The sequence below is a fragment of the Allobosea sp. LjRoot237 genome, from assembly GCF_964253285.1.
Taxonomy (GTDB): domain Bacteria; phylum Pseudomonadota; class Alphaproteobacteria; order Rhizobiales; family Beijerinckiaceae; genus Allobosea.
In genome coordinates this window covers 4,402,797-4,417,371 of the sequence record NZ_CAXUQP020000001.1, presented here as the reverse complement: position 1 = coordinate 4,417,371, position 14,575 = coordinate 4,402,797, and the positions used below count along the sequence as shown (strand labels likewise).

The 14,575-nt window shown below is 59.7% G+C and carries 20 protein-coding genes; 19 read left to right on the top strand and 1 reads right to left on the bottom strand.

Going from position 1 to position 14,575, the window contains the following annotated elements; translation table 11 throughout:
* Nucleotide 1 precedes the first annotated feature (1 nt).
* From ACSQ24_RS21460 to ACSQ24_RS21435, 6 genes are all read left to right on the top strand, one after another.
* Nucleotides 2-379, top strand: a complete 378-nt coding sequence (locus ACSQ24_RS21460; protein ID WP_436096642.1) for a hypothetical protein — start codon at nt 2-4, stop codon at nt 377-379.
* A gap of 6 nt (nt 380-385) precedes the next feature.
* The gene (locus tag ACSQ24_RS21455; RefSeq protein WP_436096641.1) at nt 386-898 is read left to right on the top strand and encodes a DUF1833 family protein; all 513 of its coding nucleotides are present in this window, start codon (nt 386-388) and stop codon (nt 896-898) included.
* 139 nt (nt 899-1,037) lie between these two features.
* Nucleotides 1,038-1,295 carry a hypothetical protein gene (locus tag ACSQ24_RS21450; protein WP_436096640.1) on the top strand — a complete coding sequence of 86 codons (258 nt, stop codon included), beginning with the start codon at nt 1,038-1,040 and terminating at the stop codon, nt 1,293-1,295.
* A gap of 169 nt (nt 1,296-1,464) precedes the next feature.
* On the top strand, nt 1,465-4,500 hold the full coding sequence (locus tag ACSQ24_RS21445; RefSeq protein ID WP_436096639.1) for a host specificity factor TipJ family phage tail protein: 3,036 nt from the start codon (nt 1,465-1,467) through the stop codon (nt 4,498-4,500).
* A gap of 286 nt (nt 4,501-4,786) precedes the next feature.
* Nucleotides 4,787-5,428 (top strand): hypothetical protein, encoded by a 642-nt coding sequence (locus tag ACSQ24_RS21440; protein WP_436096638.1) that lies wholly within the window; start codon nt 4,787-4,789, stop codon nt 5,426-5,428.
* A 73-nt stretch (nt 5,429-5,501) separates the two neighbouring features.
* Nucleotides 5,502-8,201 carry a hypothetical protein gene (locus ACSQ24_RS21435; protein ID WP_436096637.1) on the top strand — a complete coding sequence of 900 codons (2,700 nt, stop codon included), beginning with the start codon at nt 5,502-5,504 and terminating at the stop codon, nt 8,199-8,201.
* A 341-nt stretch (nt 8,202-8,542) separates the two neighbouring features.
* Here the strand turns inward: ACSQ24_RS21435 and ACSQ24_RS21430 are convergent, their stop codons facing one another.
* A complete protein-coding gene (locus ACSQ24_RS21430; RefSeq protein WP_436096636.1) occupies nt 8,543-8,764 on the bottom strand; it encodes a hypothetical protein in 222 nt (73 codons plus the stop codon).
* A gap of 90 nt (nt 8,765-8,854) precedes the next feature.
* Between ACSQ24_RS21430 and ACSQ24_RS21425 the strand changes: the two genes are divergently transcribed.
* The 13 genes from ACSQ24_RS21425 to ACSQ24_RS21365 all read left to right on the top strand — a co-directional run bounded on the left by ACSQ24_RS21425 (nt 8,855) and on the right by ACSQ24_RS21365 (nt 14,567).
* Nucleotides 8,855-9,082, top strand: a complete 228-nt coding sequence (locus tag ACSQ24_RS21425) for a hypothetical protein (RefSeq protein ID WP_436096635.1) — start codon at nt 8,855-8,857, stop codon at nt 9,080-9,082.
* Entirely contained in the window at nt 9,075-9,578 is a 504-nt protein-coding gene (locus tag ACSQ24_RS21420; protein ID WP_436096634.1) for a lysozyme, read from the top strand. The genes ACSQ24_RS21425 and ACSQ24_RS21420 overlap by 8 nt, the downstream gene beginning before the upstream one ends.
* A complete protein-coding gene (locus ACSQ24_RS21415) occupies nt 9,578-9,952 on the top strand; it encodes a hypothetical protein (protein ID WP_436096633.1) in 375 nt (124 codons plus the stop codon). Before ACSQ24_RS21420 ends, ACSQ24_RS21415 begins: the two co-directional genes overlap by 1 nt.
* 189 nt (nt 9,953-10,141) lie before the next feature.
* Entirely contained in the window at nt 10,142-10,447 is a 306-nt protein-coding gene (locus ACSQ24_RS21410) for a hypothetical protein (protein WP_436096632.1), read from the top strand.
* A 100-nt stretch (nt 10,448-10,547) separates the two neighbouring features.
* Nucleotides 10,548-10,904 (top strand): hypothetical protein, encoded by a 357-nt coding sequence (locus ACSQ24_RS21405; protein ID WP_436096631.1) that lies wholly within the window; start codon nt 10,548-10,550, stop codon nt 10,902-10,904.
* A 51-nt stretch (nt 10,905-10,955) separates the two neighbouring features.
* The gene (locus tag ACSQ24_RS21400; RefSeq protein WP_436096630.1) at nt 10,956-11,288 is read left to right on the top strand and encodes a hypothetical protein; all 333 of its coding nucleotides are present in this window, start codon (nt 10,956-10,958) and stop codon (nt 11,286-11,288) included.
* Nucleotides 11,289-11,433: 145 nt separating this feature from the next.
* Nucleotides 11,434-11,733 carry a hypothetical protein gene (locus ACSQ24_RS21395; protein WP_436096629.1) on the top strand — a complete coding sequence of 100 codons (300 nt, stop codon included), beginning with the start codon at nt 11,434-11,436 and terminating at the stop codon, nt 11,731-11,733.
* Entirely contained in the window at nt 11,730-12,989 is a 1,260-nt protein-coding gene (locus tag ACSQ24_RS21390) for an oxidoreductase (protein WP_436096628.1), read from the top strand. The genes ACSQ24_RS21395 and ACSQ24_RS21390 overlap by 4 nt, the downstream gene beginning before the upstream one ends.
* A 139-nt stretch (nt 12,990-13,128) precedes the next feature.
* Entirely contained in the window at nt 13,129-13,392 is a 264-nt protein-coding gene (locus tag ACSQ24_RS21385; protein WP_436096627.1) for a hypothetical protein, read from the top strand.
* Nucleotides 13,389-13,688 carry a hypothetical protein gene (locus ACSQ24_RS21380; RefSeq protein WP_436096626.1) on the top strand — a complete coding sequence of 100 codons (300 nt, stop codon included), beginning with the start codon at nt 13,389-13,391 and terminating at the stop codon, nt 13,686-13,688. Before ACSQ24_RS21385 ends, ACSQ24_RS21380 begins: the two co-directional genes overlap by 4 nt.
* Nucleotides 13,685-13,888: a hypothetical protein gene (locus ACSQ24_RS21375; RefSeq protein ID WP_436096625.1), complete on the top strand. Its 204-nt coding sequence runs from the start codon at nt 13,685-13,687 to the stop codon at nt 13,886-13,888. Before ACSQ24_RS21380 ends, ACSQ24_RS21375 begins: the two co-directional genes overlap by 4 nt.
* Complete coding sequence (locus ACSQ24_RS21370) at nt 13,885-14,100, top strand: hypothetical protein (protein WP_436096624.1); 216 nt, start codon at nt 13,885-13,887, stop codon at nt 14,098-14,100. Before ACSQ24_RS21375 ends, ACSQ24_RS21370 begins: the two co-directional genes overlap by 4 nt.
* Complete coding sequence (locus ACSQ24_RS21365; RefSeq protein ID WP_436096623.1) at nt 14,100-14,567, top strand: hypothetical protein; 468 nt, start codon at nt 14,100-14,102, stop codon at nt 14,565-14,567. Before ACSQ24_RS21370 ends, ACSQ24_RS21365 begins: the two co-directional genes overlap by 1 nt.
* Nucleotides 14,568-14,575: the final 8 nt, after the last annotated feature.

The window sequence follows — 14,575 nt, the reverse complement described above, 5'->3', positions numbered from 1 at the left end:
TATGGCCATTGCAACATGGCCGTCGCTGGTGCCGTATCGGTCGCCAGTTGACGGACGGACGCCTGTGCAAACCTACAGCGCGCCGGTGACGAGCGAGACGGAGGGCGGGCCGCCGATTATGCGGCCTCGCCCTGGTCCGCGCGCGACAGAGATGCCTTGGCAGTCAGGCTGGTGGACCCTGGCCGAATGGGAAGCGTTCGAGCAGTTCGCCCGCTACGACCTTCGGCAGGGGACGCTGCCGTTCACGATGCCGATTTACCGGCCTAACGGCTGCTATGTCGATCGTACTTGTCAGATTAAAGATGGCTCTTGGTCGTCTGATTTCAGCAAAGCACCGCGTATTCGGATTTCCTTCACGCTTATTGTCTTCAATTGGTAATAGCACATGGCATTGAGCACAGCGCTAACCGAAGCGTATGCCGCCGTCGATGTTTCAGGCGATTTGTACGATACGCTAGAGTTCAACCACATCACCCTTGCAGAGCCTTTGCGATTCGTTAAGGGCGTCCGAATTTCAGGCGAATACGAAACGTTGACGTTGCCTATCGCGGGAAATCCCGCCGCAGTCTTCACAGTGGTGGACTTTGGGTTCCAGCGCCCTGGCATGGACGAGGGCGGCACGTCAAAGGCGCGAATCCGCGTCGATAACGTGTCCCGCGTTCTGCAGCAGGCATTGCGTGACGCGATTTCGGCGGACGAAGCGTTTAGTGTCACGTACCGTTGCTATTCGACAAACGACATCAATCACCCCGAAGAATACACCGGACTGCGCATGAGCAGCGTCACCGTAAATGCGCTGAGTGCTGAGGGTGATTTGTATTACGACGAGGTTGAATTGCAGGCGTTCCCGAAGAGAACTTACGATCTCACGCTGTACCCGGCGCTTTATGGACAGTAAGGCTGCGGCGTTTTCTAACAGTTACCGCGGGCACCCCTACGAAAAGACCGGTCTGCACTGCTGGGAACTCACCCGCCGCTGTCAGTCCGAAGTTTTCGCTCGCGATCTACCCGCCGTTCTAGCTGTGCCTGAAACGCCCATGGGCGTCGCGCGTCTTATGGCGCGGCGCGATAAGCACAAGGGCTGGCGCCGCTCTACGTCCCCCAAGCACGGTGCGGTCGTCTTCATGACCCGCAAAGGTCACGGGCCCGAGCGCTCCGCCATTCATGCCGGCGTTTACCTGGCGCTCGACGGCGGCGGAATCCTGCACACGGACGACCCGCACGGCGTCGTCTTTGAAAGCCTTGCTGAGCTCGCGGCCCGCAACTGGGTGCTGAGTTTCTACGTCCCGGATTGAAATGACCCAAATTTTGTTCCGTCGTTGCGACGGCCTAGCGGCCGGCGAACCCGTTGTCATGTCTCGCGCCCGGCGCAGGCTATCGACGGTAGTCCGCAAGTACGCCGATCGCAGCCGTCCGCATATCGTTTCAGTTTGCAAGCGGAAGCATCCTCTGGCCGTAACCGACATGTCGGTTCGTCTGCGCCGGGATTGGTCGCGTGTTCAGGTCGGGCCGTATGACACGGTTATCATCGTTTACCTGCCTCAGGGCGGTGCGGGGGGCGGCGCCGGTGGTGGTCGCGGTGGTCCTAGCAAGGGACTGGCGATCGGCCTTGTGGTCGGCGCTATTGCGCTCGCGGCCATCGGCCAGTTCTGGGGCATCGCTCTGCTCAACGGCGCGCTGGGTCTAGGAGCGACCAGCGCCATTGGCTCGACGATCTGGGCCGCGGGGACGACCGCGCTTCTCGCCGGTGGCTCGTATCTTCTCAGCAAGGCGACGCAAGCCAAGGCCGACAAGACCGACGACCGTCCGACGTATGGTGTGGCGGGCGGCGGAAACACGCCGCGCTCTGGCGACCGTATTCCGGTCATCTACGGCCGGTGCTGGAACTCCCCTGATCTGAGCCAGCCGGATTATACGACATACGACGGCGACGACCAGATTCTCTACAAGCGGCTGACGATCGGCTGCGGCAAATATTCGATTAAAAGCATCCGCGTTTCTGGCGTCACGATGTGGACGTCGGATGGCGGCCTCACTCCGCCGTTTACAGGCGCCGCTATTGAGCCGATTGCGCCCGGCGGCACGTCCTCCCTGGTGCCGGGCTCGGTCATCAGTGTTGCTGCTGTCAGCAACAATCAGTTGCCCAAGGTGGTGGACTTTCCGAACTGGGCGGGCCCATTCGACTTCGGATCCGAAGCCGCACTGCAGACGAAAATCCAGTTGGATTTTTCTGTCCCGTCGGGCTGCTACGCGATTCCAGACGCTGGGAAATTTCAGGGCAAGCAATTCTCTGCGACTTGGGGCGTGCTGTTCGAATACGCGCCTTGCGACGTAGACGGCGTAATCATCGGGGCGTGGTCGACGCTCTACACCGAATCTCAGTCGGTTATTTCGACCCGACCGATCCGATTCACGCGGCTCGTTGCCGTCCCTTCTGGCCGATATGCGGTTCGCGCGAGGAACATTGGTGATCCCGATCACGTTGCTCACTCGTCTGGCGACTTCAACGCCGACGTCACCAACGTTGTCGTTTGGGAGGGGCTTCGGTCTCACAACGCTGAAACCATCACGCGACCGGGTATAACCGAGCTCGCGATCCGTATTCGGTCTGGCAAGGCGCTAGGCGTCACCTCCTACGGCGACGTAGAGGTTGAGGCCAGCCGCATTCTGCCGGTCTGGTATGGCGAAACCACGGGCTGGGTTGAGGAGGAAACCGACAAGGCTGTTTGGGCCGCAATCGACGTTCTGCACAACTCGGATTACGGCGCCAACACGCCATACAGCGAGATCGATCTCGACCGATTTCAGTTCTATGCGGACAATGTCAGCGAGTTCGATCGCTTCAGTGCAGTCATCCGCGGGCCGGTGTCTGTCTATGAGGCAGCGACCACCGCGCTCGGTGTCATGCGCGCCTCGCCCCTGCGGCTTGGCAGTATCTGGACAATGGTTCGCGACGAGCCCAAGGCCGTTCGCAAGCACGTCATTTCCCGGCGCCAAATCCTGAAGGATAGCAGCGGCCAGACGTTCAATCTGGACCTTAGCGACGGCTCTGCCGACGTCATTGTCGAGTGGAACGTTGACGGAGACCCAAAGCGCAGGCGCGAAAAGCGCATTACGTTTGGAACGCAGACGCTCAACCCGAAGAGAATGGCGGCCACGGGCGTCACCGACTCCGCGCACGCCATCCACATTGCGACGTGGGCCGCAGCCAGTGCCTATTACCGTCGTGAGCGACGCAGCCTGACGACCGAGATGGCCGGAAGGCTGTTCCTGCCTAACGACTCTGCGCTGATCGATAACTGGTACTTCGACGCCTACCAGGCGGCCGGGGTCATCGATCGCGACGGCTTGGTGATCACGGTCGATTCCGAAATGGAATTGCCCGCGTCGCCATATGTCATCCTGCGCGCTCGAGACGGCAAGGAGTGGGGGCCGGTTGCGGTTACGCAAGAGGGCGACAGACTGACACTGGACGCTGCTGACGTCGCGCAGGCTGAATCCCTGTCTGGCATCCTGCTCGCCAACGTCATCAACAAGCAGACGCAGGCGTTCACGACTGTCGTGGGCGGTGCGCTGACTGAAGTGCAGGACGCTTGGCTTATCCGAGCGGTCGGCTTCAGCGGCGACACTCAGGTCGGTGTTGAGGCCGTTTACGACGCCCCGCAGGTTTGGGACGCTCTAGCCGAGCCGATCATCGTTCCACCGCCACCGCCAAGCTCAGGACTCGAGAACGATACGTCTGTTCGTGTTGCGTGGGTTCGCGGCAAGGCTGTGCAGCGCAACGGCGCCATGTTCATGGACTGGGCAGTTGGGCGCAGCACTGGTGCGACGCTGTATGCCATTCGCATCAGTTACGACAACTGGACCACGTCTGAGGACGTGTTTCGAGGCCCTGAATCGTCTGGCACACACCCCCTTCGCGAGTTCGAAGGTACTATTCGCATTAGGGCGCGCGGTATTTCCGCAAGCGGGCTGCTTGGTATCGAAGTTGAGTCGGCCTTCAGTCTAGCGCCGGCTCTGTTCGACCTTAGCAACGCCACCCCCGGAACTCTGCAGTACAAGTCGTTCTTGGCCGGCATGGAGCCTGTCGCGATTGCCGAAGAGTTGCCGGCCCTATTTGGCTATGAAGGACCGAAGTTCGTAACCATTCGCGAGCCTGGCGCCGATAAGCCGACGCTGTACAGGTTGTCTGAAGACGGAACGGCATGGAACAAGCTTGCTGTTGAAGACTACGTCGCCAATACAATCACGGCCGCGGCTATTCAGGCTGGTGCCATCAAGGCTAGCGCCATTGATGTCGATTACTTGTCAGCTATCAGCGCAGATATAGGTGACATTCTTGCAGGCAGCATCAATATCAACAATAGGTTTCAGGTCGCGGCTAACGGCACTGTTACGATCAATAATGCGACAAGCGGTGCGCGCTTGGTGATTACCAACAGTCTTGTGTCGGTATATGACGCCAGCAATGTGCTTCGAGTTCGAATGGGTATTTGGTAATGCCTGCTGGACTTCAAGTCTTTAAACCAAGCGGGGCGATTAAGATTGATCTTAGTGACAGAATATCTCGTTTTCTAGGGCTATTCTTCTTTAACGCTGGCGCGTCCGGTTCTGTCGTTATTGATGGTTTGACGACTGGAACGCCTTTTTACTCGGCTACGCCTTATGGCAGCGCTTTGGGCTTTGGCGCAAACAATGAGATACCACCGTCGATAAGCTTTAGCGGAAACACAATGTCATATTCTGGCTTCGGCTGCGATTCTCGTGTTATCGTGTGGGTGCATTAATGCCTACCGGTCTTACAATTACGAATGACATCGGTAGCGTTCAAATAGACGAGAACTGGCGCAATTTCGGTTTGCGCCAGGTAATCCCATTGACGGTAACTATTCCTGCAAATCAGACGTTTGTCGCTAATACGTATACAGTTTCTGCTGCAGGTGAAGCTGTACTTATTGCACCAAAGAGCTCAAACCTTTTTGTAATCCCGCAAAGAACGACATTCTCTGGAGGTGTCTGGACATACCACCTTCTCGTTATGCGCCAGTTCCTTCTGAATTTTGAGGAAAGTGAGACTGTAAATATCTACGTTTACGATCTTCTTCCAAACGGTGTGTACGGGGACGTCGGGCTAGAGGTATTCAATGCCAGCGGACAGAGCGTATTCCATTCAGATATGGATCCAATGAGTGCGGCTGCTGTATTGCCTGGCAGTTCCGGGTTCACTGGCGTGTCTGGTAGAATATATGCCCCTCTTTTTCTGACGCACACCAGGCATTTCAACCCGACATTCGGCATGTACTTCTGGGGCTTGCGATCTTCCAGTAATACTATCACAACAACTGAACTATTCCTTCCAGGTGGTGGTTTTTCTGGAACCAACGATAATGCCGGCCTTTACGCCTCGGTTGATGTGACCGGGCTCTAGCCACTTCCTACAGACCTTCCGCACCTTTGACTTCTGCGCCGCCACTTTGGCGGTTTTCTGCATTGGACATCTCATGACTAATACGATCGCGGTCTTTTCGATCTCGACGGAAGAAGACCTGCGTTTTCAGCTCGACTTCAATGGAATTGATCTGACCGGTCGCACGCTTGAGGTTGCGGTTCGTGAGCGTCAGTCTGATACCGTAAAAGCTACGCTGACCGCTGGCAGCGGTTTGACAATCGAGAGCACCGGCAAGGTCATTGCGCGTTATGCTAAGAGCTCCATGTCCACGTGGGCACGGACTGAGTACAGCGCAGACCTGATCGATAAAACCGGTGGGCAGTACACGCGCTTGGTGCCCGTTCGGCTGGTTTATTCTACAGCCGGGCGCACGGTAGGCTCTATTGCCAATCAGGCGCGGGTTACGTGGGCTAACAACGTCGCCGTTGTCACCGCGACGGGCGGTGTCGGGCCGACCGGTGATACCGGCCCGGCGAACACGCTGACGATTGGCGACGTCGCCACGCTTGAGACGGGTGAGCCTGCTACAGCAGAGATCACGGGGTCCGCGCCGGATCAGACGCTCAATCTTGGATTGCCCAAGGGCAATATTGGCGAGCAGGGCATCCAAGGCATCCAAGGTATTCAGGGCATCCAAGGCCAGAAGGGCTGGGCGCCGGAACTTGCCGCTGTAGTGGATGGCGCTCGCCGAGTGCAGCAGGTCGTTGATTGGGTTGGTGGCGAAGGCACGAAGCCGGCTGCCGGCGACTACGTCGGCGCGACTGGGCTTGTTCCGGATATCGCAGACGCGGTCGATATCCGTGGCGAGCCGGGTGCGTCGGTCGGGCCTGGTAGCATCGGTACCGCGGAGATCGCTGACGACGCTGTCACTAACGCCAAATTGCGCGAGAGTGCGGCGCTGTCGGTTATTGGACGCTCTGCCAATACTACAGGCAACCCAGCCGACATTGCTGCGGCCACAGACGGGCACGTGCTTCGCAGAGCGGGCACGGCACTTGATTTTGGCACGGTAGATACCGCGGGGCTTACTGACGGACTTCTGAGCGCGGATGCCATCGGCCGCGCCAAGATGGCAGATGGCTTTCTAACGGCCGCGAAAATCAGCCCCACCGCGTTCGTCGATCAGGCGACGGCGATAGCCGGAACCAACAGCACCGGCATTATGTCCCCGCTGATGGCGATGCAACTTCATGCTGTTCTGCGCACGCGGGCCGAGGCACTAGTCTACAACCCGGAAACAGCGCCCGACCACATTTTGCTACTCGGGTACGCGGTTGTCGGCGACAAAGGCGGCGCGCTCTACAAGAAGGTCGTCTCTGAACCGACGCATCTCGGCAAGTTTCAGATCGCGGAAGGCTCATGGTACGAGATCGCCGAGGCATTTCCGAACGTCCTCATGTTCGGCGCCGACCTAAGCGGCGTTGTTGACAGCTTAGCCGCGTTCAATGCCGCGCTCGGAGTCGCGACTGCGATTTGCGTTGACGTGCCGGCTGGCACCTACAAACTGTCCGGCAAGGTAACCCTTACCGCGTATAAGCGTCTGCGTGGTTCTGGTCAGGCTACGTGTTTCCTTTCGTCCAGCTCGACGACGGCAGATATCATCGAAGTCGCAGGTTACTACTGTCATATAAGCGGGTTCCGATTCCTCTCGTCTGTAACCCGCACGGCAGGGTATGCGGTCAACTTTACCAACGCTTGCGCCAACTGCACGCTCGACGACTTTTATACGGAGACAAGCACTCTAAACGGCATCAATTGGGACGCGATTTCTGACACCCGCGTTACAAATGGGACGATCAACGCAGGGGCGAGCCCAGGGGTCGGCATCAACGTTGTCAATGGCTTCGCGGGCTATCTTGGCCGCGTCATCGTAGGCTGCGACCCGGCGTTCCCGTCATTCGCGTCCATGGTCCTGACGAACCTGGCCGACATGACGCTGGAGTATGTGCAGCTGCTGCAAGGCACCGCCAACTTCTACTTCAACCCAGGCAGCGGGCAGGAGGTAGACAGCCTGGTATGCACGGGCTGCTACTTCGACGCGCCAGCATCCGGGGGGAAGTCGCTCGACACCAGCGGGATGACTGGGACGGGGAAATTCCAGCGCTCCGCTTTTGTCAATTGCTGGTTCACACCGGGATTGAATGGCGACAACGTCAGCGTCGTGGCGACGGGCAGCAAGATCATCAACGATCTGATGTTCGTTGCCTGTAAATACCCGCCATCTGCAGGGCTGAACGGGACTGCACTCTACGCCGAGGGCGCCGGGCTCACAGGGCTGATTGTCGCGAGCAGCGCGATCTACGGTCACACAACTGGTATTCGCCTCAAAGACGTCGGCGGAGCCATGATCAACGGCAATATCATCGGACCAGGGGGCGGCTTCAGCGGCAACGGAACCGCGATCTTGATCGACGGCACGTCTGATTACTGCACGGTTGTCGGGAACACAGTGAACGGTAATGGGACTGCGGCAATCGCAAACTCGGCGAGCGGTACGCACAACTACATTGCGCACAATCCCGACGATGGAATCGGCGTGGGCGGCACCATCACGGTCGGGGCGTCGCCGTACGTTTATACTGCAGGCGCCCGCCCGGAAATGCTCTACATCCGGGGCGGTACTGTTAGCAACGTCGTTACAGACAGCGGCTCTATTGGCGCGACCCCCAGCGTGGTTTACCTTCAGCCTAACCGCGCGTGCCAAATCACCTATTCGGTCGTCCCAAACGTTGTCAGGCAGGTTGTTGGGTAAATACCCGGCTCTGCGCAAATCACGCTCGCGCATGAGCACGGGTGGTCAGCGGCGCAGAACCGCTTCTATGTCGGCAGCAACATCGCCCTGAACCTCGACCAAGGCTGCACTCTGATCTACGACACTGCTGACCAGAAGTGGCGGCAAGTTTAACGGTGGATGCACTGCCATGATCATGGCTATCAGATCGGGGCGGCTGCGGGCTTCGCGATCCGAGTCATCGTCAAGTGATGCAAATCTCATTGTTTAGCTCCAACGCGGTCCAGCCAGAGGGCTACGACGAACGGCGCGTTGATCAGCGCCATGCCAATAAAAAGCACCTTCATCATGTCGTCCATCGGTCAGTCTCCGTCGCCAATTTCCGTAAGGGTCCGGCACAGCCAAGTAAATGATCGTATTACGATCGCCGCCGCAATCATAGCAAAACCGTAGATGGCAGATAGATCGACAATCTGCACCACTTGCTCGGGGAGCCGGGACAGTGGCGACGTTGACCGCCCGGCCGAAAGAAACAGGCTGGCGAGAAGCAGTACGAGCCCAAACCGCCCGCTGATCATGAGCATGGCAACCTCCAAAGCGACATCTCTGGAGGGGCTTATACCATCTGGACACCACCCGCCCGCCTAGCGCGGGCTTTTTCTTTTCGGCACATCATGAACCTCACCCACAACTGGCGCGCCGTAATCCGGCACGCTTGGAGCGTCCGGCTGCTTTGCGCGGCTGGGCTCCTTTCCGGCGTTGAGGCGGCGCTGCCGTTTATCGACGCCGCGGCCGAAATCCCGCGCGGCATTTTCGCGGGCCTCACATTGGCGACGACGATGGCGGCCTTTGTCGCCCGCCTCGTCGCGCAGCAGTCTGTATCCGGAGAAGCCGATGAGTAAGCGGGCCAAGGTTGCGCTTGCCAGCGTCGCCGGCGCGATTGCGCTCGCCACGACCGCCCTTATCCAGCCGTGGGAAGGTCTAGTACTTACCAGCCACTGGGATCGCTACGCCAAGATTTGGGACATCTGCTACGGCGAGACCAAGGGCATCACCTCCGGCATGGTGAAGACCAAGGCCGAATGCGAAGCAATGCTGACCAAGCGCGTCTACGCGGATTTCTACATCCCTTTGACGCGCTGCATCTCGGGTTTCGCCGACAAGCCGAAAAGTTGGCAGGCAACGACGATTTCGCTCGCCTATAACGTCGGCACAGGCGCCGTCTGCAAATCAACCGCGGCCAAGTTCGCTCGCGAGGGTGATTACAAGCAGAGCTGCCAGGCCATGACGCGGTTTAACCGGGCCGGGGGGCAGGTCGTGGGGGGCCTTGTGAAGCGCCGTGAGTATGGCGACGCAGAGCGCATGGGCGAACTCGAGCTTTGTCTGGCAGGTCTGTGATGCTGGCAATGCTGAAGTTGGGCAAGCCGGCGCTGTATGCGCTCGCACTGGCGGGGCTTCTGGCGCTTGCGGCGCTGGGCTTCTGGCGTGGCATGGCTGCGATCGATAACGCCCAAGCCGCTGCTGTTGCCGTAGCAACCGCAGCCGAGCGCAACCACTGGCGCGCAGAAATCGAAAAATCCAACGCCGCCGTCGCCAACGCCCGGGCCGCGCAGGCGATTCTAGTTGCCGCTGCCGAAACGAAGCTCGCGCGCGCAGAAGCCGACGCGAAAGCCGCATTTGACGAATTGGAGAAGAAGAATGCGGCTTTGCCCGTTAATCCTGAGTGTGGCCTTAGCGCTGAGCGTGGCGGGTTGCTTGACCGCATCAAATAAGACGGTGGTCCGGACCGAGATCGTCGCGCCTGTGTTGACCGAGGACATGCGCAAGGCTTGCGCGCGTCCGGTTGGCATTCCGAAGGGCAGGCTGACCGAGCAGGACGTGACGAGCCTGTGGGGCAGGGACCGGCGCGAGTTGGTATCCTGCGCGGAGCGTCACGGCGCGGTTGTGGGTGCTCTAAAGTGATGGAGCTCACCATTCCGGCTGCGTTGGCGCTGTCTGTAGGAACGGCTGGCCTTACGCTCGCGGCAAGCTGGGGCGTGGTCAAGTATCAGGCCACGCAGCACGAAAAGCGCCTGCAGAGCCTTGAGGACCGTACAGGCCGCCAGGCCGAAGAATTGGCGGACTTCCGGTTGGAGGCTGCTCAGCGCTTCGTGACCGTCGAGACAATGGCAAAGCTTGAAGAGCGCGTAATCAGCGCGATCGACCGGCTCGCGGACCGGCTAGACCGGGTCATTGAAGGCAGGGTGGCGCCAGCACGTCGGTCTTAGTTCGTTTATGCCCAGCGGGATTTCGTCAAGGCAACAATCATTTGACAAATGATTGTGTGATCTGCATAACTGGGTCGTCTTAACTCAGGAGGCGATTCCCATGCGAAAGCTGCTTCTGTCGGCCGCGTTCTGCGCGGTTATGGCCTCCTGTTCTGCGTCCCCGGTTATGGCGCAGTGCGTCGGCGTTGAAGGGTTCCTTGAGCAGATCGAAGCGGCAAAGCCCGCTGGCTTGACCGTCAAGACCTTCGGTCGCGCCGAGACTGCGCGGATCGTTGAAATCCTGTCTGCCGAGTCTCCGCCGCCTGAGGGTTTCAAGCCCGACGCCGTTATCATGGTATCCGGCGACCGAGCCGCGATGCTGCTGTTCGTCGAAGGCGAGCGCATTTGCCAGCGCGTGACGCTTTCCCTGAAGGGCGCTGAGCTGCTGTTGCACGCCGCGTTCGGCCGTCCCGTCTGATTTCGCCCGCTGCCCGAGAGGGTGGCGGGCTTTTTTCGTGAGGAGAAAGCTATGTCGGATTGGATCGAGTGGAGCGGCGGGGCGTGTCCGGTTGCGGCTGGGACGAGTGTAATCGTGCGATTTCGATGCGGTGAAGAGTGCGAAACCGGCTATGCCGAAGACTGGGACTGGATCGCTGAGGGACGTGGTTACGACATCGTCGCTTATCGCCTCACTGCCAACGACAACCTGACCAAGCGCGCCCAGTTCGACGCCACGGAGCCGCTGCAAGAAGAGATCGCAATCAACATCTCAGCCCAAATCTGCAACGGCGTTCGGCCGGATGCGGTTCAGGTGCTCGAGTGGGCTGCTGCCTTGTATGAGGCGGAAGTGGGGGCTGCGTGATGCGGTTCCTAGCATTCCTCTTAGCGCTGATCGCGGTCATTGCGTCGCAGCACATTCCCTACGTTCTGGGCACGTCGGTCGGCGGGCTCACGTTTGTGGTGGGTGGAATTGGCGGCGGCGTTCTCGGTCATCTGGTGAGCAACCGATGACCACCTTCCCAGACGACATCATGCGGTCGGCGCGTGAGGCTTTTATTGCTTATGCAGGTCCGTGTTTGGACCGAGCAAGCGCGGACCACGTGTTGGCAGGCGGTGCCGATGACGCGCCATTGCTGAGACTGGCCGCCTTTGTCACGGAAGCTGAGCGCAGGCGCTGCGTGTCTGCTGTGAACGCAGAGCGGGTCATGGACGCGGATGAGAACCCGTCCGACGCCGATCCAACAGACATCGCCTACGACATGGCAATTGACCACGCCATTGACGCAATCAAGAGGCCGTTCCTTTGACCCAAATCGACAACGAAACCCTGGCCCGCACAGTCGCGGCTTACGAGGCGAACGACCGCAATCAGCGCGCGACTTCACTTGCCCTAGGGCTGGCCCGCAGCACTGTTCAGAACCAACTCCGGCGCGCTGCCGAGCGCGGCATGCTGGGGACCGAGCCGGTGTTGCCGGGGTACGCAATCAAGAGCGTGTCCAGCCGCGACAAGGACGGAGCTTGGGTTAAGCAGGTCAAAGCGCCGGGCGAGGTTTTCGAGGTGCCGATTGGTTTTGCGCACAAGCGCATTTCCAACCTGTCCGACAGCCAAGGCCGCACACTGGCCCGCTGGGACATCGTTGAGCAGGACAAGGCTGCGCAGCTTAGCGCGATGAGGGCTGCCGTTGATGCTTTCAAGGAAGATCTGCCGCGCGTTGTAGCTATCGCCGCGCCAGCGCACACGATCGCGGATTTGCTGTGCCAGTACACGATTACGGACGCACACCTGGGCGCTCTCGCTTGGAATGAAGAGACGGGCGGCGGCGACTACGACCTAGCCATCGGCGAGCGGCTGATTATTGACTGGTTCGCGGCTGCCATTGCCAGCGCGCCGCCTGCCGAGCGGGGCGTGTTCGCTCAGCTTGGGGACTTCTTGCATTACGACTCGTTCAAGAGCGTGACGCCGGAGCATCAGCACCAACTCGACGGCGACACGCGCTACCCGAAGATGGTTCGGGCGGCTATTCGCATCGTGCGGACGGTCATCGCCATGCTCCTGGAGAAGCACGAGCGCATCGACGTCATTATGTCGGACGCCAACCACGACCCGGCCGGTGAGGTGTGGCTGCGAGAGATGTTCGCGGCGTTCCTAGACACCGAGCCGCGTGTGACGGTCGATACGAGCCCCGGCACATACTCAATGATTGAGCACGACGACGTGTCGCTGTTTTACCATCACGGCCATCGTCGGGGCGTGGCGAACGTTGACAGCGTATTGGTTGGTCGCTTTCGCCAGGCTTACGGGCGCACCCGCTACAGCTATGCGCATATCGGGCACAAGCACTCCGACGAACTCAAGACGACCAACCTCATGAAGGTTGAGCAGCACGAGACACTAGCCGCGCCGGATGCCTACGCGGCGAACGGCGGGTGGCTATCCGGCCGGTCGGCGAAGGTCATTACCTACCATAAGAGGCACGGCGAGGTCGGGCGCATCGTCCTGACGCCGGAGATGGTGTTGGGCGCATCTGCCGCCAACGACAATGAAGTGAGGGCCGCAGCATGACTGTTCTCAGTATTTGGCTCTACGTCCTGTCCGACGAGCCTGAGTTGGCTGTCATCGCCCTGCTTGTTGCGGCCCTGGTTGGCGTCGGTCTGGTCGCCACACTACGCGCTACTTGGCGTCTTATTAGGAGGGCTGTGGGGTGACGTTCAAAATCAACGATACGCCGGTCATTCTGATCAGCGAGACCGTGCTGCAGTCTTGGGCGAGAGACGTGTTCATGTTCGCCACGCTGACCAGTCTAGTGGCGGTCGGCTGGTTTCTTGAAAGCGCGGCCCAGCAATGGGTCGCTGCCCTAATGGGTTTCCTCGCCATCTGCGTTCGCGCCAGCGGCCGGACAAAAGCCGCGCGCATGACGATCGCCGAAGCCCGCAAGAAGCTCGATGAATTGGAGTCCGCAGCATGAAAAGCGTCAAGGTCAACGTCGACAAAATAAGCACCTACGATGTTCCCGAGTCGCTCGACGGTATGATTGCCGCGCTCAGCGAAGTTCGCGCGAAGGTTCCTGAGGAATTCAGGGGCGCCGTCAGGGTTGATTTCGACCATGGCGAATACAGCTCCGTGGTCGAGTTCTATTACATGCGACCGCAGACGCCGGAAGAAGACGCCGCCGAAAAGGACAGGCATTCTGCTTGGCTGGCGTCGCGCAGAGAGAGCGCTCGTCGGGAGTTGGCTCGCCTAGAAGCGGAGCTTTCCCAATGATACTCCGCATTAAAAACCGATACCTGCGCGCGCTAGTCGGCTGGGGCGTAGTGCTTGGCTTCGTCGTGCTGTTCCCCTTCTTCGTCATCTACGGGGCGGCCGTCGATACTTGGAACGAGCTCGCTTTCCAATGGTCCGATACCAAGCGCGAGCGGCGCGACGCCTGGCGCATTCTGACCTTTAGGAGGGTTGAGTCGTGACCGACGAAGACTGGATCCAGCACGACGGCGGCCCATGCCCTGGCGGCTTGGAAGACACCTACGTCGCCATTCGCACCCGCCACGACGGCCCGTTCAACCCGAGGCAGGGCCGCTTCTGGCGGTGGGAGCATCGCGATACGGCCGGCGACATCATGGCTTACCGCATCGCTGACGGTCCGGTGGTGGCTGCCAAGGAAGAGGGCGTGGTTTGATGGTTGGCGTTTACCACTTTCAGGAGCCAGTTACTGCTTCCGCAGTAACCATCGCGCAGCGCGCCGCCACTGTAGTCAAGCAGGAGATGCTTGCCGAAGCTCAAGGGTGGGTTGAGTGGCGAGGCGGCGTGTGTCCGGTGGACGGAAGTGCGTTGGTCGAAATTCGGCTTAGCGGCACCAGCGGTCTGCCGGAGAAGCGGCCAGCCCGCGATTGGAATTGGACGCACACCGGCTGGGAGAGCGACATCATAGCTTATCGAGTCGTTTCCTCGCCCGTGCCGACTACCAACCGATACCCCGAGCCAGTCCGCGCCGACTACGTGACGCTGTGGAAGCGCGGCCAACAGCCTATCCTCAGTATCATTGCAGACGGAAAGGTTCACGACTTCCACGTTGCGGCACCGCGCCTAGCCGTGTTGTTGCGGGAAGTCGCTGACCTTTTGGCCGAGTCCACAATTCTGAAATAGGAGCAAGC